The 18,875-nt window shown below is 65.6% G+C and carries 13 protein-coding genes; 10 read left to right on the top strand and 3 right to left on the bottom strand.

Annotation, left to right across the window (positions count from 1 at the left end; translation table 11 throughout):
• Positions 1 to 33: 33 nt before the first annotated feature.
• The 3 genes from B0919_RS07325 to B0919_RS07335 are packed head-to-tail and all read left to right on the top strand — an operon-like array spanning position 34 to position 2,748.
• The gene (locus B0919_RS07325; RefSeq protein WP_078011580.1) at positions 34 to 738 is read left to right on the top strand and encodes a CoA transferase subunit A; all 705 of its coding nucleotides are present in this window, start codon (positions 34 to 36) and stop codon (positions 736 to 738) included.
• Between the two features lie 22 nt (positions 739 to 760).
• Complete coding sequence (locus B0919_RS07330) at positions 761 to 2,071, top strand: serine hydrolase domain-containing protein (protein ID WP_078011581.1); 1,311 nt, start codon at positions 761 to 763, stop codon at positions 2,069 to 2,071.
• A gap of 17 nt (positions 2,072 to 2,088) precedes the next feature.
• Positions 2,089 to 2,748, top strand: coding sequence for a CoA transferase subunit B (locus B0919_RS07335; RefSeq protein WP_078011582.1), 660 nt, complete (start codon positions 2,089 to 2,091; stop codon positions 2,746 to 2,748).
• Positions 2,749 to 2,819: 71 nt separating this feature from the next.
• On the opposite strand, the gene B0919_RS07340 is transcribed toward B0919_RS07335, so the two are convergent.
• The gene (locus B0919_RS07340) at positions 2,820 to 6,371 is read right to left on the bottom strand and encodes a fibronectin type III domain-containing protein (RefSeq protein ID WP_078011583.1); all 3,552 of its coding nucleotides are present in this window, start codon (positions 6,369 to 6,371) and stop codon (positions 2,820 to 2,822) included.
• Between the two features lie 146 nt (positions 6,372 to 6,517).
• Between B0919_RS07340 and B0919_RS07345 the strand changes: the two genes are divergently transcribed.
• The 3 genes from B0919_RS07345 (at position 6,518) to B0919_RS07355 (ending at position 13,359) form a co-directional block, all read left to right on the top strand.
• Positions 6,518 to 7,627 (top strand): hypothetical protein, encoded by a 1,110-nt coding sequence (locus tag B0919_RS07345; RefSeq protein WP_139361971.1) that lies wholly within the window; start codon positions 6,518 to 6,520, stop codon positions 7,625 to 7,627.
• A gap of 144 nt (positions 7,628 to 7,771) precedes the next feature.
• Entirely contained in the window at positions 7,772 to 9,526 is a 1,755-nt protein-coding gene (locus B0919_RS07350; RefSeq protein WP_078011585.1) for a bifunctional GNAT family N-acetyltransferase/carbon-nitrogen hydrolase family protein, read from the top strand.
• A 245-nt stretch (positions 9,527 to 9,771) separates the two neighbouring features.
• Positions 9,772 to 13,359: a M36 family metallopeptidase gene (locus B0919_RS07355; protein ID WP_139361972.1), complete on the top strand. Its 3,588-nt coding sequence runs from the start codon at positions 9,772 to 9,774 to the stop codon at positions 13,357 to 13,359.
• Between the two features lie 153 nt (positions 13,360 to 13,512).
• On the opposite strand, the gene B0919_RS07360 is transcribed toward B0919_RS07355, so the two are convergent.
• Both B0919_RS07360 and B0919_RS07365 read right to left on the bottom strand, forming a co-directional pair.
• Positions 13,513 to 13,881 carry a hypothetical protein gene (locus tag B0919_RS07360; RefSeq protein WP_078011587.1) on the bottom strand — a complete coding sequence of 123 codons (369 nt, stop codon included), beginning with the start codon at positions 13,879 to 13,881 and terminating at the stop codon, positions 13,513 to 13,515.
• A 70-nt stretch (positions 13,882 to 13,951) separates the two neighbouring features.
• Positions 13,952 to 14,698, bottom strand: a complete 747-nt coding sequence (locus tag B0919_RS07365; RefSeq protein WP_139361973.1) for an RDD family protein — start codon at positions 14,696 to 14,698, stop codon at positions 13,952 to 13,954.
• A gap of 80 nt (positions 14,699 to 14,778) precedes the next feature.
• On the opposite strand from B0919_RS07365, the gene B0919_RS07370 reads away from it, so the two are divergent.
• The 4 genes from B0919_RS07370 (at position 14,779) to B0919_RS07385 (ending at position 18,794) form a co-directional block, all read left to right on the top strand.
• On the top strand, positions 14,779 to 15,771 hold the full coding sequence (locus B0919_RS07370) for a stage II sporulation protein M (RefSeq protein WP_078011589.1): 993 nt from the start codon (positions 14,779 to 14,781) through the stop codon (positions 15,769 to 15,771).
• A 67-nt stretch (positions 15,772 to 15,838) separates the two neighbouring features.
• Positions 15,839 to 16,777, top strand: a complete 939-nt coding sequence (locus tag B0919_RS07375) for a hypothetical protein (protein ID WP_078011590.1) — start codon at positions 15,839 to 15,841, stop codon at positions 16,775 to 16,777.
• The gene (locus B0919_RS07380) at positions 16,777 to 17,550 is read left to right on the top strand and encodes a DUF4129 domain-containing protein (protein WP_078011591.1); all 774 of its coding nucleotides are present in this window, start codon (positions 16,777 to 16,779) and stop codon (positions 17,548 to 17,550) included. The genes B0919_RS07375 and B0919_RS07380 overlap by 1 nt, the downstream gene beginning before the upstream one ends.
• A complete protein-coding gene (locus tag B0919_RS07385) occupies positions 17,550 to 18,794 on the top strand; it encodes a DUF4350 domain-containing protein (protein ID WP_078011592.1) in 1,245 nt (414 codons plus the stop codon). The genes B0919_RS07380 and B0919_RS07385 overlap by 1 nt, the downstream gene beginning before the upstream one ends.
• Positions 18,795 to 18,875 lie beyond the last annotated feature (81 nt).

Genomic DNA, 18,875 nt, shown 5'->3' on the forward strand with positions numbered 1-18,875 from the left:
CTTAGCCTCGCTCTTTCCCCATTCCCAACCTCTATGATCAATAAAGTAGTGGCCGACGCGCAGGCCGCGCTGCAGGGCCTCACCGACGGCATGACGCTGATGCTCGGCGGCTTCGGCCTGTGCGGCATTCCCGAAAACAGCATTCAGGAAATCCTGCGCCTGGGCGTCAAGAACCTGACGTGCATCTCCAACAACGCCGGCGTCGATGACTTCGGCATCGGGCTCCTGCTGCAGCAGCGGCAGGTGAAGAAGATGATTTCCAGCTACGTAGGCGAAAACGCCGAGTTTGAGCGGCAGCTGCTCTCGGGCGAGCTGGAAGTAGAGCTGATTCCGCAGGGTACGTTGGCCGAACGCTGCCGCGCCGGCGGGGCGGGCATTCCGGCCTTCTATACCCCCGCGGGCTACGGCACGGAAGTGGGCGAAGGCAAGGAAAGCCGCGAATTCAACGGCAAGATGTACCTGCTGGAAACCGCCCTGCACGCCGATTACGCCCTGGTGAAAGCCTGGAAGGGCGACACGGCCGGCAACCTCATCTACAAGGGCACGGCCCGCAACTTCAACCCAATGATGGCCACGGCCGGCAAAATCACGGTGGCGGAAGTGGAAGAACTGGTGCCCGCCGGCGAGCTGGACCCCAACCAGATTCACACACCCGGCATCTACGTGCAGCGCATCTTCCAGGGCAAGGACTACGAGAAGCGCATCGAGCAGCGCACCGTGCGCGCCGCCGCGCAGTAACCCGCCCCATCTTCCGAAAGCTATGAAACAGGCCGCTTCCGTTCTATTGCTTGCCCTGGTACTCGGCCACGGCGCCGTGGCCCAAACGTCCGCGCCGGCCAAAAAGGCCAAGCGCACCGCCGCGCCTGCGCTGGTAGCGCAGCCCCGCCCCCAGCCCGGCCTCGACCAGCTCCTGCAGGAGTACACGAGCACGGAGCGGGAGCCCGGCGCTATTGCCCTGGTGGCGCAAAACGGCAAGGTTATCTACTGCCGGGCCTTCGGCTACGCCGACGTGGCGGCCAAAACGCCGCTGCAGCCCGACGCCATTTTCCGCATTGCCTCGCAGACCAAGGCTGTGGCCAGCGTGGGGCTGATGCTGCTCTACGACGAGGGCAAGTTTCAGCTCGACGACCCGGTGAGCAAGTACCTGCCGGCTTTTGCTCACCCGCAGGTGCTGGCTTCGTTCAACCCCAAAGACTCCAGCTACACCACCGTGCCGGCCCGGTCGGAAATAACCATTCGGCAGCTGCTCACGCACACCTCGGGGCTGGGCTACCCGGTTATCGGCAGCCCGGAAGCCCGTGCCATCTATGCCAAAGCCGGTATTCCGAGCGGTATCGGCACGCCCGGTGGGCTGCTGGCTACCTCGATGGACAAGCTCGGCGCTTTGCCGCTGCTGCACCAGCCGGGGGAGCGGTTTACCTACGGGCTGAGCGTGGACGTGGTGGGCCGGCTGGTGGAAGTGCTCAGCGGACAGCCGCTCGATGCGTTCTTGCGGCGGCGCCTGTTTGAGCCGCTGGGTATGCGCGACACCTACTTCTACCTGCCCGCCGACCGGCAAAACCGGCTGGCCGTGCTCTACACCGAAGACGCGCAAACGAAAAAGACGGTGCCCATGCCGGCCACGGGCAACATGACGCCGGACTACCCCAAAGCGGCCGGCACGTACTTTTCCGGCGGCGCGGGCCTCTCGTCCACCATCGATGACTACGCCGTGCTGCTGCAGATGCTGCTCAACGAGGGCGAGTACGGCGGCCGGCGCCTGCTGCAGCCCGCCACCGTGCGCCTGATGACCACCAACCAGATCGGGGCCCTCGAACAGGGCGGCAACAAGTTCGGCCTGGGCTTCAGCATCACCACGGCGGCCACGGCCGCGAAATCCGGCCTTTCGGAAGGCAGCTACGAGTGGGGCGGCATCTTCGGCACCACCTACTGGGTCGACCCCAAGCTGAAGGTGGTGGCCCTGCTCTACACCCAGAAATACCCCAACACCACCGCCCGCGACCTGCCCGCCAAGTTCAAGCAGCAGGTGCGGCAGGCGGTAACGGCCGCGTCGGCCCCCTCGACCAACTAACCTCTGCTCCCACCTCCATGCTTGATAAACACGGCATTGCCCGGCGCATCGCGCAAGAAGTAAAAGACGGCTACTACGTCAATCTCGGCATCGGCATTCCCACGCTGGTGGCCAACTATATACCCCAGGGCATCAACGTGGTGCTGCAATCCGAGAACGGGCTGCTGGGCATGGGCCCCTTCCCCACCGACGCGGAAGTCGACCCAGACCTGATCAACGCCGGCAAGCAGACCGTGACCACGCTGCCCGGCTCCTCGCTCTTCTCCTCGGCCGAGTCGTTTGCCATGATTCGCGGGGAACACGTGGACCTGACCATTCTCGGCGCCATGGAGGTATCCGAGCGCGGCGACATTGCCAACTGGAAGATTCCGGGCAAGATGGTGAAGGGCATGGGTGGCGCCATGGACCTAGTGGCATCTGCCAAGAACATCATCGTAGCCATGCAGCACGTGGCCAAGGACGGCTCCTCCAAGCTGCTTACCGACTGCACTCTGCCCATCACCGGCCTGCGCTGCGTGAAGAAAATCGTGACCGAGCTGGCCGTGCTCGACGTGACGCCCGACGGCTTCGTGCTGCGCGAGCGGGCGCCGGGCGTGACGGTGGAGCAGATTCAGCAGGCCACCGCCGGCAAGCTCGTCATTCCGGCGGCCGGTGTGCCCGAAATGACGGGTGTGTAGCGCCCAGCTGCCAACCAACCCTGACGAAAAGGCCCGCTGCGGATTCGCAGCGGGCCTTTTCATTGGCAGAGCTATTGGATAATGACCCGTTGGGCCGGCAGCGGCTCCCCGTTGGGCAGCCAGATGCGCAGCAAATACAGCCCCGCGGCCCGACCAGCGGTAGGCAGTTGCCACTCGCCACTGCGGGCAGCGCGCAGGCTGCCGGCCTGCGCGGCCACGCGCTGGCCCACGGGCGAAAGCCACTCCACGCGCGTTTTGGCGGCGTCGGTGCCGGCAGGCAGCTTCACCGTAAGCAGATGGCCGGCGGGCACCGGGTTGGGCCACAGCTCCACCCGCGAACGGGCGGCCGCAGCCCGGGCGGGCAGCGCCGTAGCCGACTGCACGCAGAGGGTAAAGTCGCCGATGACGTTTTGGCCCGACGAGCCATTGGCCACGGCCAAGTAGTACGGCTGGCCCGGCGTGAGGGCGTCGAACAACACGGTGCCCAGCGCCCGCGGCGCCAGGTTTTCCACGATGGTGTTTTGGCAGCTCACTAGCTGCAGCGGGCCGCTGCAGGTGCCGCCAGCCGTAACGGGGCGATATAGGCGGGCCGAGGCTACTGTGACGTCTTCGCAGCGCAGGGTGAAGGCCGTGCTGGTGGGCACCACGCGGTACCACACATCCACCGCGCCGGTGTACCCGCAGTTGGATACCGGCATGCGCACCCCAGGCGTGGTGGTGGAGCTGCTGGCGCCGGTGGTGGTACCCGCTACCGGCGCAGTGCATTGCCCGGAGGCGTCGAGGGCCAGGGGCAGCGCCCCGCAGGGTTCGTCGTTGGTGATTACGGAGCGCAGGCAGAGCGTGAAGCGCAGGCCCGGCTCCGGGTCGGGCAGGGTGCTGAAGATGCGCACGTAATAGGTGCGGCCCGGCACCAGGAAGTTGGAGCCGATCCGGGGACTGGTGACGCGGATGCCACCGGTCCACGACGTGGCCCCGGCGGAGCTCTGCGTGGGCGATTCGCGTAGCTCCATGCCGCCCTGCAGCACCTGGTCGCCGCGCAGATACAGGACCATGCCCGAGGATGTGCGGCCCGCCGGTGCGGCCGGCGCCACGAAGCTGAACCACACGTCACGCTGCGGCGCGTTGGTGCCGCTCGGCGGAATCGAGACCGTGGCCCCGTCCAGGGTAAAGGCCGTGGGGCTGGTGCACTCCCCGGCCGACTGCGACATGGTCAGCGGCAAAGCGCCGGCAGCTTCGTCATTGGCTGGTGCCGGCCAATCGTTCAGCGCTATTTCGAAGGTAGCTTCGCCATCGGGCTTGGTGGCGGTAGGCCAAGCCACCGTCAGCACCCGCACCCAGTACGTGCGGCCCACCGTGAGCCCCGAGAGCAGCAGGCGCCCGGGCAGCGACGAAGGATTGGGCTGCCCCGAGAAGACCGGGTCGATGGCCCGGGCCAGGGCACACGCCAACCGCTGCGGGGTGGCGCCGGTGGCGCAAGGCGGCCCATTCGGACTATCAAGGACTTCCATTACCGCGTCGCGGGTGGTGCTCAGGTGCAGCGCGTGGCGCGTGGCCGTAGCCACGAAGGAATACCACACGTCGGAGCCGCCGTTGGGCGCCGGGTTAGGCAAAGAAGTGGGCGCGGCGTAGCAGGGCGAAGTGGGGCGCGGCGGACCGGTGAGGGTAGTTGCCCCGTCGAGCGTGCCCGGGGTACCCGGCGCCAGCGGCGGCGTCACGGTCAGCGGCACGGAACCGGCGCAGTCGTCGTTGGCGGGTGGCGCGGCCAGCCGGCTTACGGCCACGATAAACGTCGCGTCTTCGAGCTGCACGGTTTCCCACTGGTTGTACACCCGCAGCAGGTAGGTGGTGCCGGGCGTAAGGCCCGTCAGTGGCAGGCGCCCGAGGCTATTAGCGGGCACCACCACGCACAATTGGTAATTGACTGGCCCGGTGGTGCAATTGCTCAGCACCTCCACGGCTGCCTGAAAGCGGGGCCGCAGCTGCACCTCCGCCACGCCGCCGACCGGGGCCACAAACTGGTACCACACATCCTTCGACGGCCCGCCCCCACCGAGTGCGCACGCGCCCAGCCCCGACTGGCCCACGCCGCTGGCGGTAGCGCCCCGCACCGTGCCGGCCGTGCCCGCGCTGCCCGGGGCCGGGTCCACTACCAAGGGTTGGGCGTTGGCGCAGTTGTCGTTGGCCGGCACCGGCGGCGCGCCGCCCAGCACTACCAGCGAAAACCAGGTGAAACCGGGCGTGAGCTGGTACACGCGGATAAAGTAGGTCTGCCCGATGTTCAGGTTGGTGTAGCGCAGCGGTGCCGGGCTGACGGCGCACGCCAGGCTGCCGCGCCCCGGTTCGTAATTGTCGCGCAGCTCTACCACAAAGGCATTGGTGTGGCCACTGCCCGCCTTCACCTGAATTTCGTGGGTGGTTTCGGTTGCCCGAAAGGCGTACCACACGTCGCGGGCATCGGCGGGGCCGCCGCAGGTGGTGCTGGCGGGCAACGATACGGAGGCATCCTGGCAGTTGCCGCCGGTGAGGTTGGACTCGCGGGTGGTCTTGGACACCTGCACCCACACGGCGCTGCGGCCTTCGTCGTTGGCGGCGGGCGTGTACGTGCGGAAGCTCCTGCGGGTGCTGAGGGCCGGCGTCACGCTGCTGCCGCAGTCCATTTCCACCAAGTATTCATAATCGGTATCGGGCAGCAGGCCCGTCAGCGTAGCCGAATCACCCGGGACGCCGGCTACCACTTGCGCAGCGGCATTGCCGGGCACGAATCCCGGAGGGCCGTAGTACACCCGCGCCGTACCGCCGGCCCCCTGCTGGCTTCGTATCCACGTGACCTTGGCCGTGGTGCGGCCCAGGCGGTCCAGGCTCACGGATTGCGGACCAACGCAGGACGGTTGGGTATTGGGCGTGGGCGTGAAGCGAAACAGCTGCCCGCTCGCTGGTTTGGTCAGAATACCCGTGTACGACCCGCTGGGGTTCAACGCAGGCGCGGCGCTCAGGTCGCTTACCATGAGGGTCCGGTCGTTGCGCAGGGCGTAATCGTAGAGGCTCACCCCCACGTAGGCGGCGCTGTAGGGCTGCGTATTGTCGACGCTGCCGGCTTCCGAGCGGTAGCTGTACTCGATGCGGTTGGCCCCTTCGTAGAGCCGCACCTGAAACGATACCACGGCCTGCGGGGCGCCTTTGCCCCAGCGCCAGTTCAGCCACTCCATGGCGAAGACGCGGTTGGGCGCCGTGCCTGTGGTGGCGTACCGCGCCGTGCCGCCGGCCCCGCTCAAATCGGCCCACAGTGGCGCCAGAAACGCGTCGCCGACCCGTCTGAAATACAAGGACCCGGATTCAGGGCTTGAACTCGTCGGTACACCGTGCGCGTCGAAACTCAGCCAGCCATTCGACGATATGGAGACGTCGGTATAATAGTAGCTACCCAGCACGAAGCTGAAGCCCAGCGGCACGCGCGTGGCCAGCGCGTCGTCGGTTTGGAGAGCGGGCAGCGGCTGCGCGCCCGTGCTCAGCGGCGCGTACGTACCGGCCGCGGCCTGAAACGTGTAGCCGTTGAGCGTTTGGGCTCGTCCAGCGGTGGCACTTAGCCACCAGAGCAGAATAAGCAGCGAGTAAAATCGGGTCATACGGATGCGTTAGAGACAGAATAAAATCAGGGCGCGTGAAGCTACTATACTGTCGGGATTATATACATCACTGAACCGATTTAACACCCGGAAACTCCCGGCGCCCAGCCGCGGCGCTATATTGCTGATTCATAACCATGCTGCCTATGCGCCGTTACTTCTACCCGCTTCTGCTGCTGTTGTCGCTGAGCACGGCCGCCACGGCCCAGACCTCACCCAGCATCGACCGCACCGACATGCCCGTCATCGGGGATTCATTGCGCCTGAGCCAGGCCGCGCCGGTGCTACCGGCTTCGGCCCCGCCCCTGACGCGGCGCGGCCCCAACCAAACCTGGGACTACAGCACACTGACGCCAGTGAGCCAGCGGGTGGAGCGCTACAACAACCTCAATACCACGCCCGCCACGCTGCAGTTTGCCTTCGGGCCGTTGGGCGGGGTGAACCGCGCCACGCTGGTGTCGCCGCAAAACCTGCCGGCCACCCCCGGCCTCACGCTGCCCGTCACCGACCCGGTGGAGTTCTACAACCTCTCCAACACGGACTTCCGCTCCGTGGGCTTCGGGGCCACGGTCAGCGGCTTTGGCCTGCCCGTGACGTACCAGAGCCAGGCGCTGCAGGACGTGATTTACCGCTTCCCCATCAGCTACAGCAGCCCGGCCGATTCCAGCAACTCGTATTTCCAGATCAGCGTGCCGGGCACGGGCTACCTCTCGCGCCAGCGCAAGCGCGTAAACCAGCCCGACGCCTGGGGTACGCTCACCACGCCCTTCGGCACCTTCCAGACGGTGCGCCTCGTGACGCGCCTCGAAGACCACGACAGCGTGGCCGTGGGTACCGACCCGGGTCAGGGCCTGACGCTGCCGGTGCAGCGCGAGTACAAGTGGCTGGCCAAGACAGTGCACGTGCCGGTGCTCACCATCACCACCAACGTGGTGGCCGGCCGCGAAGTCATCACCAACATCGAATACCGCGACAGTTACCGCCGCGTGCGTGTGACGAGCCCGGCCAATGCCGCCAAGCGCGCACCCCTGACGGCTTGGCCCACCGCGGCGGCCGCCGGCGAGGCCGTGAGGCTACAACTGCCCACGGCGGCCACGGTGCTGGTGACGGATCTGGCCGGACGGTGCCTGGGCGCGTTTCAGCTGCCGGCCGGCCGGCAGGTGCTACCGCTGCACCCGGCCTGGCAGGGCACGCTGGTGCTGCGCGTGCAGCAAGCGGACGGCGCCGTTAGCGTGGGCAAGCTGGTGCGGTACTAAACTTCGCATTGCGGAGTAGGCCGGCGAGTCATTTGTTGTGCACTGCTGCGGAACACCACCGCCGCGGCTTGCGTTGCTATAGCTTGCGCAGTGGCGCCGCCCCGGCTGCCTACTTTTGCATGGCGCATTCACTTCTCTGCTCTCATGGCTTCGACTTCCTCTGCCAAATCCAACGGCCAGGCCAAAAAGGCCGCTGATAAAACCGATAAGAAAACGGGGGCTACCACGGTGGGCACGCTAGCAGCGGGCACGCCTGCCGAAGATGCACGTCCCATTACCCCGGCCGTAGCTGCCCACAAGCTCGTGCTGCGCACGCTGCGTCGCTCCGACTACAAGGCCGTGCGCGACATCATGGACCAGGTGTATTCCAACATGGAAGGCGCCTGGGCCCAGGACGAGTACAACAACCTTCTCCGCAAGTTTCCCGAGGGCCAGATCTGTATCGAGGACAATGGCCGCGTGGTAGCCGCTGCCCTGGCCATCATCGTGCAGTACTCCGACTTTGGCGACCGGCACACCTACACCAAAATTACCGGCAACGGTAAGTTCGACACCCACAACCCCGACGGCGACACGCTCTACGGCGTGGACGTGTTCGTGGACCCCGAGTACCGCAACCTACGCCTGGGTCGCCGCCTCTACGACGCGCGCAAGGAGCTGTGCGAAAACCTGAACCTGCGCGCCATGGTGGCCGGCGGCCGCATCCCCGGCTACGCCCAGTACGCCAGCGAGATGACCCCGCAGAAGTACGTGGAGATGGTGCGCAACAAGGAGCTGACCGACCCCATCCTCACCTTTCAGCTGGCCAACGAATTCTACGTCCGCAAGCTCATCAAAGGCTACCTGCCCTACGACGGCGACTCCAAGGCCTACGCTACCCTGCTGGAGTGGATCAACGTGTACTACGACGAGGATTCGGAGAAGCTGATCGGCAACCAGAAGTCGAACGTGCGCATCGGCATTGTGCAGTGGCAGATGCGCGGCACCAAGAGCTTGGAGGACCTGTTTCAGCAGATTGAGTTCTTCGTCGACACCGTGTCGGGCTACAAGGCCGACTGCGTGCTGTTCCCGGAGTTCTTCAACGCCCCGCTGATGGCCCTCACCAACGAGGACTCGCCCTCGGTGGCGATTCGCGCCATGGCCGCTTTCACCGAGTCCATCGTGGCCAAGATGATGGAGCTGGCCGTGAGCTACAACATCAACATCATTGCCGGCTCCATGCCGCTCTACACCGACGGCAAGCTGCACAACGTGAGCTACCTATGCCGCCGCGACGGCACCGTGGACGAGCAGTACAAGCTGCACGTAACGCCCGACGAGGCTTCGGCCTGGGGTATGCGCGGGGGCAATAAGCTCAAGTGCTTCAACACGGACTTCGGCAAAATCGGCATCCTGATCTGCTACGACGTGGAGTTCCCCGAACTCTCGCGCATGCTCTCCGACGAAGGCATGAAGATTCTGTTTGTGCCGTTCTGGACCGATACCAAAAACGCCTACCAGCGCGTGCGCCTTTGCGCCCAGGCCCGGGCCATCGAAAACGAGTGCTACGTGGCCATTACCGGCTCGGTGGGCAACCTGCCGCGCATCGAGAACATGGACATCCAGTACTCGCAGTCGGCCGTGTTCAGCCCCTCCGACTTCGCCTTCCCCCACGACGCCATCGTGGCCGAGGCTACGCCCAACACCGAGATGACGCTCATCGCCGACCTCGACCTGGACCTGCTCAAGGATCTGAACACCTCCGGGGCCGTGCGCAACCTGCGCGACCGGCGCAAGGACCTGTACTCGGTGAGTTGGGTAAAGAAAACCGAGCGCGACGACGAGCTGCTGGCTCAGGGCGAGGAGCGCGGCAGCCTGCGCCCGGCGCGCAAAAACAAGCTGCAGCACACGGCTGGCTAGGCCCCGTTAGTTGCACTTTTTATGTAGCCAACCGGCCCGCTGCTTGCAGTGGGCCGGTTGCGTTTATGGCCGCCTGGCACTTTGCCGCGCTGATTGCAATGCAAATGAAGTAAGCATTTTCTTGTCATATTAATAGTATTTCCCTGCCACCAGGTGTAATTTGGCTGCATCACTCACCAGGATTATAGCCCCCTGCTTTGCTCCCTATCCGGCGGCCAGGACTGTAGTCGCCATTCCCCACTATCTTGATTACGAGCAAAACTTCTACCCTTCGCCGTCTGGGATTAGTTGCGCTGGGCCTGCTTCTGCCCTGGCCCGCCGTGCACGCCCAATCGGCTACCGACGAGTCGGCCTACGCCAAAGCCCTGCAGACCCGCGTGCAGTGGGCCGGATCGGGCTTCTCGGCCGAAGACATGCGCCTGAGCAGCGCCTACGCCGATGCCAACGGGCTGGAGCACGCCTACGTGCAGCAGGTGTACCGCGGCATCCCGGTGTACAACCGCGTAACGTCGCTGGCCTTCCTGAACGGCCGGCTGGCTTCGCACATGGGCGCGTTTTTGTCGACCAAGCAACTGCAGCGGTTGGCTGCTGCGCCTGCCATCAGCGCGGGCGTGGCCGTGCGCGCGGCCCTGCAGGCTGTGGCTCCGGGCAGCGCCGGTGAGCCGGCCCCGATCAGTAGTGCCGGCGGCCCCGAGGCCCTGCACACGTTTTCCGGCGCCGGCGTAGCCCGCCGCGACATCGTAACCAGCCTGGTATGGGTGCTCGACGAAACCGGCCGCGCCCACCTGGCCTGGAACGTGAACGTGGAGCTGCTGCACGCCCCCGACTGGTGGAACGTGCAGGTAGACGCGGCCACGGGCACCGTGGTAGCGAAAGACAACTGGACCGTGCAGGAAGTCCCGGCCGACCACACGGCCACCACGGTCACTACGGCCCTGAAGACGCCCCGCTTCGCCGCCACGGCGGCCCGCAACCCCTATGCGGCCGCTTACCTGCCGCCCGCCACCGCTACGGCCTCGTACCTGGTGGTGCCGTACCCTCGCCTGAGCCCTTCCGCGGGCGCCCTGCAGCTAGAAACCGATCCGTGGCTGAAAGCCGGTGCCGGCAACGACGCTACTACCCACGGCTGGCACTTCGACGGCGCCTTGGATTACGCCTATACCCGCGGCAACAACGTGGCCGCCTACGACGACGCAGGCAACACCAATAACCCCGGCAACTACACCAACTCGCAGTCGACGGGCAGCGGGCTGGCCTTCAACTACGCCCCCGACTTCACTACCTCGCCCAGCCTGGCGGGCAACCGCAGCGCGGCCGTGGTAAACCTGTTCTACTGGAACAACATCGTGCACGATGTGACTTACCAGTACGGCTTCACGGAAGCGGCCGGCAACTACCAGCGCGACAACCTGGGCCGTGGCGGCCGCGGCGAAGACCACGTGAAAGCCGAGGCCCAGGACGGCGGCGGCACCAACAACGCCAACTTCAGCGCCCCGCCCGACGGCACCAGCGGCCGCATGCAGATGTACCTGTGGCGCGCGGCCACGCCGCCCCTGCAGGTGACGGCCCCGGCGGCCGTGGCCGGCAGCTACTCCATGGTCGAAAGCGTCTTTAGCACCGCCAACAAGCTGGCCAACGTCGGGCCGGTCTCGGGTCAGGTAGCCCTGTACACCGACGCGGGCAGCGCCCCGACTACCAGCATTGCCTGCGTGGCCCACAGCGGCGCCCCCCTCACCGGCAAGATTGCCCTGATTACCCGCGGCGGCACCTGCGGCTTTGCGGCCAAGGTAAAGAATGCCCAGTTGGCCGGCGCCATTGCCGCCATCGTTATCAACAACACCAGCGGCGCGCCCATCAGCATGGGCGGCACCGATAACACGGTGACCATTCCGGCCGTGATGATTGCGCAGGCGGATGGCGCGCTGCTGACCGCGCAGCTGGCCAACGGCGTGGCGGTAACGCTGAGCGGCCCCACCGCCAACGCGCCCCAGCTCGACGGCGACTTTGACAACGGCGTGGTGGTGCACGAGTACGGCCACGGCGTGTCCATTCGTCTGACGGGCGGCCCGGCCAACAGCAGCTGCCTCAACAACGCTGAGCAGGGCGGCGAAGGCTGGAGCGACTACCTCTCGCTGATGCTCAACACCGATTGGAGCACTGCTCAGCTTACCGACGGGCCCCGGCCGCGCGCGGTGGGCGCGTATGCCTCGGGCCAACCGATGTCGGGCCTGGGCATCCGCCGCTACGCTTATTCCACATCGATGAGCACCAACCCGCTGACGTATGCCGATGTGGCCCCTGCGCCCGAGGTACACAACATCGGGGAAATCTGGTGCGCGGCCCTCTGGGATATGACCTGGAACATCATCCAGCAGCAGAACCGCATCGAGCCGAACCTGTACAACGCGGCCGGCAACGGTGGCAACATCACCTCGCTGCAACTGGTGATGCAGGGCATGAAGCTGCAGCCCTGCCAGCCCGGCTTCCTCGACGCCCGCGACGCCATTCTGAAAGCGGACTCGCTGCTCTACCAGGGCCGCTACCAATGCGCCATCTGGAACGCCTTTGCCCGCCGCGGTATGGGCTACAGCGCCCGCCAGGGCACCTCCACCAGCGCCACCGACCAGACGCCCGCCTTCGACATGCCGCCGCCCGTAACGCTGCAGCGTACCACGGCTTTCGTGTCCGGCAACACCTTCGACGTGGCGCTGAGCGCAAAGTGCAACTGCCAGGTGCCGACGGCCCCCTACACCCTCACCGACGAGCTGCCCGCCGGCATGCAGTACGTAAGCAGTGTGGGCGGTACGTTCAGCAACAACAAGGTTACTTTCCCGAACGTGACCTTCACCAGCCCGGGCGAAGTAAAAACCTTCCGCTTTCAGGCGCAGGCCGATGCTGCAGCCGCCTGCGCCGTGGCCTTGCCCGTCAATGACAACCAGGACGGTGCCACGCTGGGCAGCTTCACCAGCCAAGCCCTGACGGGTACTACGAACTGGACGAGCAGCACCGCGCTGGCCTACAGCCCCACGCACGCCTGGAACGCGCCCGCGCCTACCACGCCCACGGATTTTGTGCTGACGTCGGCGTCGTTTACGCCCACGGGCCTCTCCACCCTTTCGTTCTACCACTACTTCAACTTCGAGGGCAGCTACGACGGTGGTACCGTGGAGCTGTCGACCGACAACGGCACGACCTGGGCCAACGCCGGCCAGTACCTGGTGGCCAACGGCTACAACAGCACCTTCGACGCATCGACCTCGGCACCCGGCCAGCGCTGCTTCTCGGGCCGTAGCGTGAGCACCACCGCCAACACGTTTATCCGCTCGCTGCTGGATCTGACCTCCTTTGCCGGCACCCCGCTGCGGGTGCGCTTCCGCGTGCGCACCGACACGGGCAGCCCGGGCACCTTCGAAGGCTGGTTCGTCGACGACATTCAGGTGCTGAACGGCTGCGGCGGTACCCAGCGTGTGGAGCTGCGCGACCCGGCTAACGCCGTAGTCGGCAGCGGCTCGACCATCACCTACCTGGTACCCGCCGGCGTGACGGCTCAGCATTCGATGGCCAAAATCAGCCAGTTTACGGCCCAGCCCAACCCCTTCGGCGCGCAGGGCCTGCGCCTGGCGCTGCAGCTGCCCACTGCCCAAAGCCAGGTGGAGCTAAGCCTGCTGGACGTAACCGGCCGCCTGGTAATGCGCCGCACGGCCCAGCAGGTGGGCGCCGGCGCCAGCACCGTGGCCTGGCCCGAAGCCGCCAAACTGCCGGCCGGCCTGTACCTGGTGCGCATCAGCCTCGCTGACGGCAGCAGCAGCACCGTGCGCGTGGTCCGCGAGTAGCCTTCGGGAGCTACCAAAAATAACGGGCCGCATTACCTGCGGCCCGTTGTTTTTTACTATCCCATGCCGTCACAGCTATTAGAATTAAGAACGGCCCCAATGCAAAGGCCCCATCTCACGATTGAGATGGGGCCTTTGCATTGGGGCTTGAGCTTATTCTTCGGCGCCGCGGTGCGGGTTGGCCGGCTCGTCGGTTTCCCAGTTGTGGGTGCCGCTGCGCCGGAAACGGTCGTCGCCGTGGTGGGTATCGTCGAGCTCGGGCGGGGACTCCTGTCCGTAGCGCGGCACGAAGCCTTCAGCGGTAGCGTCGGAGCCGCCGGGGGCGCTGGTAGGTGTGCCAGGCTTGCCGAACTCCCCGTAGTTAGGGCTTTGGTTGCCGTGACCTACCGTAGCGGGGCCGGTCTGGCCTTCTTCGGGATTTTTCTTCAGCGCATCCTTGCCGCGCTGGATGTTTTCGTCGCCCTCACCGTTGAGGCCGTGGAATTCGTCAGGGTTCTGGCGGAAGCTCGATTCGTTGTTCATGGGTAGGGAGGCCGGTGGAATGCAACTCGCCGGCGCTTACCAGTACGCAACCCAGGAGCGGGAAGTTAGGCTACCGCTCGGCGCCCTGCGTGGCCAGGTGCGCGTAGTCGCGCAGCACCACCAGCAGGAATTCGTAATCGGCCATGGTGGTCTGAATGCCGGTTAGCTCGCGCACGCGCTGGGCCGCGGCAATAAGCGGGAAGTAGGAGCCGCGCTGCTCGCAATGGCTTAGCAGCTCCTGCAGCAGCCGGATGTCGTGGTCGGACAGGGCCGTGACCTGCGGAAAGCGCACGCGGTACTCTTCTTCGGGTACTTCCGTACCGAACAGACCGGTATCCAGGGTTTCGCGCGGGGTGGTGCGCACCACGGCCGTACCGGCGGCTATATCGCCCACGCGCTGGCCGCGGCCGCTGCTGGCAATGGTGACAATGGCAATGATGCCCGAAAACAGGTTGATATCCACCAGACGCAACACCCAGCGCAGCAGGTACTGCGAGAAGCGCGGCGGCGCCCCGTTCAGGCTCACCACGCGCAGTTTCATCAGCCGCTTGCCGATGCTCTGTCCGTTCCATAGCGCCTCGCTCACGAGGTGGTAAGCGAAAATGGGCAAACCAATGACGCAGACCAGTACGATGATGCCGGTGTCGCCGGCCGTGCCCACGGCGCTGCGCATGGCGGCGGCCAGCAGGATGCCCAACACCACCCAGCCCACCTGCACCACCCCATCGAGCAGGTACGCGGCAATTCGTTCGCCGACGCTGGCAGTTTCGTAGCTGATGGAGACGTTCTGGGTAGTCTGAATGCGTAATTGTGCCATGGCGCGGCCAGCGAAGTAGTCGTAAATCAAGGTAAATGTAGCATCTTAGGGCTCGTACTGCGCCCACACGGCGCTTCTTTATGCGTGAAGCCGTATTCATTCGCCGCAATCAGGAGCGGTGGCATCAGTATCAGCACGTTCCGGCCACCACGCCCGAAGAGCTGGCCGAACGGTTCGTGGCCCTTACCGACGATTTGGCCTACGCCCGCACGTTTTATCCGCGCGCGCCCATCACCGAGCACCTGAACGGGCTGGCCGCCAACTTCCACCAGCAGCTATACCGCCGCCGGGCGCAGGCCCGGCAGGGCCTGGGCTACTTCTGGCTCACCGAGTTGCCGCTGCTGCTGGCGCGTCACCGCCGCACCATGCTCGTGGCGCTGGGCCTGTTTCTGCTATTCACAGGTCTGGGCTGGCTTTCGGCGGCCGAAGACGACATGTTTGTGCGCCTGGTGCTGGGCGACGACTACGTGAACATGACGCTGGAAAACATCCGGCGCGGCCGGCCCATGGACGTGTACGGCTCCATGCCCGAGTCGGTGAGCTTCCTGCTGATTGCCTTCAACAACGTGAAAGTGGCCCTGGCGGCGCTGGCGCTGGGCATTCTGGGTACCGTGGGCACCCTGTTCGTGCTGTTTCAGAACGGTATGATGCTCGGCAGCTTTCAGTACTTCTTTTTCCAGCAGGGCCACGGCGTGGCGTCGCTGCTGAGTATTTGGGTGCACGGCACCATCGAAATCAGCTGCATCGTGCTGGCGGCCGGCGCAGGCATGGTGCTCGGCAACAGCTGGCTGTTTCCGGGGTCGTTTCCGCGGGGCGAGTCGCTGCGGCGCGGCGCCCGCGACGCCGTGCGGCTGGCCGTAGGCCTGGTGCCGCTCATCGTACTGGCGGCCTTCATCGAGGGCTTCTTCACCCGCCTTGCGCCCGCGCATCCCTATGCCGTGAGCCTGCCCATCATCGGTTTGTCGCTGGTGCTGGTCATCGGTTACTTCGTGGTGTACCCGTGGTGGCTGCACCGCCGCGTGGCGCGCGCCGAGCTGGTGCTGCCCGACACCGACGACGAAGCCCCGCTCTAGCCCTGCTTATTCAGTATCTTACTGCTTCTCAACTGCCTCTGCCTGATTTTTACTCTTCTTTTTGAGCATGCAACCCCAAGCCCCCCGCCCCTTTACCCGGCCGCAGGATTACTACCAGCTACGTGACTTCGGCCGGAAATTCGAAGCCACGATTGAATTCTTCAAACACCACGGCGGCAACCTGTACCGCGTGCTGCTGCTGAGCCTGATTCCATTCGTCATCGGCATGATCATCATGGGCCTCAGCGTCTTCCCGTTCATGAACGAACTCAAGCCCGGCAGCACTACCCTTCCCGCCGATGCAACGATGGGCATGATAGCCACGGGCTTTGGCGCAGGCGGCCTATTCCTCATGGTATCGTTTCTTCTGATGACGGTACTCCTGTTCGGTTTCATCAAGTGCCGCATGGAGAAAGAGGACCCGAATGCCCCGATTACACCGGCGGAAGTGTGGGCAGCCAGCCGCGGCTACATCCTGCCGATGATCGGTTACGGCATTGTGGTATCCCTGCTGATGGGCGTCGGCTTCGTACTGCTGTTTATCCCCGGCATCTATTTGGCCTACGCCTTTGCCTTGCTTCCCTGCGTCATCATCTTCGAAAATGCGGGCCTGAGTGAAGCCATCAGCCGGCCACTAAGCCTGATTCAGGGCAAGTGGTGGTCAACGTTTGGCCTGATCCTGGTGGGCTCGATGGCCATTGGCCTCGTGGCCTTGACCGTTGCGGGCATAGTGGGCCTGATCGTGGCACTGCTCTCGCCGGGGCCGTTGTCGCTGGATTCCCCGGGCTTTACGGCCGGCACCATTGCCCGCCTCATCATCAACTACGCCGCCTACCCCGTTATTTTCGTGCTCATTGCCTTCCAGTATTTCAACCTGGTGGAGCGCCGTGACGGGGTGAGCCTGCAGTGGAAAATAGACCAGCTGGGCCAGGAGCCGAAGGCGCACCAAGCCGACACGCAGGACGATACTCTCTTCCGCCCCAGCTACGGCGACCAGACGTACTAATGCCCCTACTCTCTTTTGCAGCGCCGGTGTGGCGACGGTACGCTCTGGCAGGCAGCCTGCTGCTGGCCTCGGCCGCGTTGCCGTCGGTAGCCGCACCGGCGCCCCCAGCCGATTCGGTAACGCAGGCCAACCTGCCCCCGCTGGGGCCCACCCGCACCCTGCCGGCGCGGGAGCTGGCCCGCCTGCGCGCCGACGACGACCTGCAGTACCGCGAAGCGCCACCCGCCCAAAACCCGCTACTGCGCTGGTGGCAGCAGTTTTGGCGCTGGGTAGCCGAGCACCTGTTCGGCCCGGGCTCGGGGGCGTGGTGGAAGCTGGTATTTTACACGCTGGCGGCCGTGGCCCTGGCCCTGATTGTGTCGCAGCTGCTGGGCCTGGACCTCAACGGCCTGCTGCGCCGCCGCGGCCGGCGCGTGCCCGTCCCCTTCGAGCAGCTCACCGACGACGTGCACGAAGAAACCCTGCCGGCGCGCCTGCTCGAGGCCGAGCAGCAGCAGCAGTGGCGCCTGGCCACGCGCCTGGGCTACTTGCTGGTGCTCAAGGCTCTTACCGACCGCGACCTGATTTACTGGCAGCCCAACAAAACCAACCACCAGTACCAAACCGAGCTGCGCGCCGCGGCCCCGCAGCGCCAGCCGTCCTTTGCCGAGCTTACCCGGCAGTTTGAGTACGTGTGGTACGGGGAGTTTGAGCTGACGGCCGCGCAGTACGAGCTGGTGCAGGCCGATCGGCAGGCCTTTTTATCCGACCTCGAAACCCACCGCGCCGCCTGATGCTTCGCTCCATTCGCTGGCCCCTGGCTGTGCTCGGTGGGCTACTGCTACTCTGGGCCCTGGTAGGATACTACTCGCCCAAGCCCCTGGACTGGACGCCCACTTACCGCAGCGACCAGAAAAAGCCCCTGGGCACTTACGCCCTGTACCACCTGCTGCGCCGGCCCGGCTCCTCATTGCGCACCGTGCGCGAGTCGCCCTTTGTGGCCTTGAGCGACTCCGCCAACCCTCCTGCAGCCTACGTGCTGGTGCAGAACGAATTCAAACCCGGCGGCGCCGACGCCCGCGCCCTCTACCGCTACCTGCGCACCGGGGGCACGGTGTGGCTGGCCGCCAACAGCTTCGAGCTGCGCGGCCGCCTCGATTCGCTGTGGTACCTGCCTGAGCGGACGGAACTGCCCTCGCAGCTGGTGAGCATCGTGCCGGATTCGGGCCATATCCGGCTGACCGACCCGCGCCTGACTTCTACCGAAACGCCGGCCGTGCTGCCCAACCGGGTGCTGGGAACCTCGTTCGACCACGACAGCGCCGGTGCCCTTGTGTTTGACGGTCCCGACTCGCTCAGCCACCGCCGCGACGCCACCGTGCTGGCCCGCACCACCGGCAACCGCCCGGTGCTGGTGCACCTGCCGGTGGAACGCGGCCACCTGTACCTATGCACCGTACCAGCCCTGTTCAGCAACTACGGCCTGCTCTACCGCCGCAACGCCGACTTTGCCGCCGGTGCCCTGGCCTACCTGCCGGCGGGCACCATTTACTGGGACGAATTCTACAAACAAGGCCGCGCGGGCAGTACTTCGCTGCTACGCGTGGTCGATGAGAGCCCCGCGCTGAGCTGGGCTTGGAACGGGCTGCTGATCGGCGGCGTGCTCTTTGCCGTGCTCGGCGCGCGGCGGCGCCAGCGCCCGGTGCCCACGCTCCAACCGCTGCCGAACACCACCCTTCAGTTTGTGCGCACCATTGCGGGGCTGTACCGGCAGGGGCGCAACCACCAGCCGCTGGCCGCACTGCGCATCCGGCTGTTTTTCGACTACCTGCGCACCCGCTTTCAGGAGCCGCTGCCGCTCGGCATCGATGCGGAGTACCCCGCGCGCCTAAGCCGGCGCACCGGCGTGCCCGCAGCCGAAGTCAGCTCGCTGCTGGCGCGCCTGCACGGCTACCTAGATGCCGGCCACGTTTCCGAAACCGAACTTCACCAACTTCACCGCCTGCTCGCCGATTTTCGCCGCCGGGCCGAAAGCTAAGCTGCCTTACCCGCTTCGTTTCTGACCTTACCCCGCGCCGCTTTGCCGCCGGCTCCTCCCCAGGAGCGTAGGCCGCGGCCT

The sequence above is a fragment of the Hymenobacter sp. CRA2 genome (genome assembly GCF_002007105.1).
Taxonomy (GTDB): domain Bacteria; phylum Bacteroidota; class Bacteroidia; order Cytophagales; family Hymenobacteraceae; genus Solirubrum.

What these genes read in the sequence shown, in the direction of transcription:
- B0919_RS07385 (WP_078011592.1), top strand. Translation starts at nt 17,550, where the DNA reads ATGCTTCGCTCCATTCGCTGGCCCCTGGCTGTGCTCGGTGGGCTACTG.
- B0919_RS07325 (WP_078011580.1), top strand. Translation starts at nt 34, where the DNA reads ATGATCAATAAAGTAGTGGCCGACGCGCAGGCCGCGCTGCAGGGCCTC.
- B0919_RS07360 (WP_078011587.1), bottom strand. Translation starts at nt 13,881, where the DNA reads ATGAACAACGAATCGAGCTTCCGCCAGAACCCTGACGAATTCCACGGC.
- B0919_RS07380 (WP_078011591.1), top strand. Translation starts at nt 16,777, where the DNA reads ATGCCCCTACTCTCTTTTGCAGCGCCGGTGTGGCGACGGTACGCTCTG.
- B0919_RS07375 (WP_078011590.1), top strand. Translation starts at nt 15,839, where the DNA reads ATGCAACCCCAAGCCCCCCGCCCCTTTACCCGGCCGCAGGATTACTAC.
- B0919_RS07370 (WP_078011589.1), top strand. Translation starts at nt 14,779, where the DNA reads ATGCGTGAAGCCGTATTCATTCGCCGCAATCAGGAGCGGTGGCATCAG.
- B0919_RS07350 (WP_078011585.1), top strand. Translation starts at nt 7,772, where the DNA reads ATGGCTTCGACTTCCTCTGCCAAATCCAACGGCCAGGCCAAAAAGGCC.
- B0919_RS07345 (WP_139361971.1), top strand. Translation starts at nt 6,518, where the DNA reads ATGCGCCGTTACTTCTACCCGCTTCTGCTGCTGTTGTCGCTGAGCACG.
- B0919_RS07330 (WP_078011581.1), top strand. Translation starts at nt 761, where the DNA reads ATGAAACAGGCCGCTTCCGTTCTATTGCTTGCCCTGGTACTCGGCCAC.
- B0919_RS07340 (WP_078011583.1), bottom strand. Translation starts at nt 6,371, where the DNA reads ATGACCCGATTTTACTCGCTGCTTATTCTGCTCTGGTGGCTAAGTGCC.
- B0919_RS07335 (WP_078011582.1), top strand. Translation starts at nt 2,089, where the DNA reads ATGCTTGATAAACACGGCATTGCCCGGCGCATCGCGCAAGAAGTAAAA.
- B0919_RS07365 (WP_139361973.1), bottom strand. Translation starts at nt 14,698, where the DNA reads ATGGCACAATTACGCATTCAGACTACCCAGAACGTCTCCATCAGCTAC.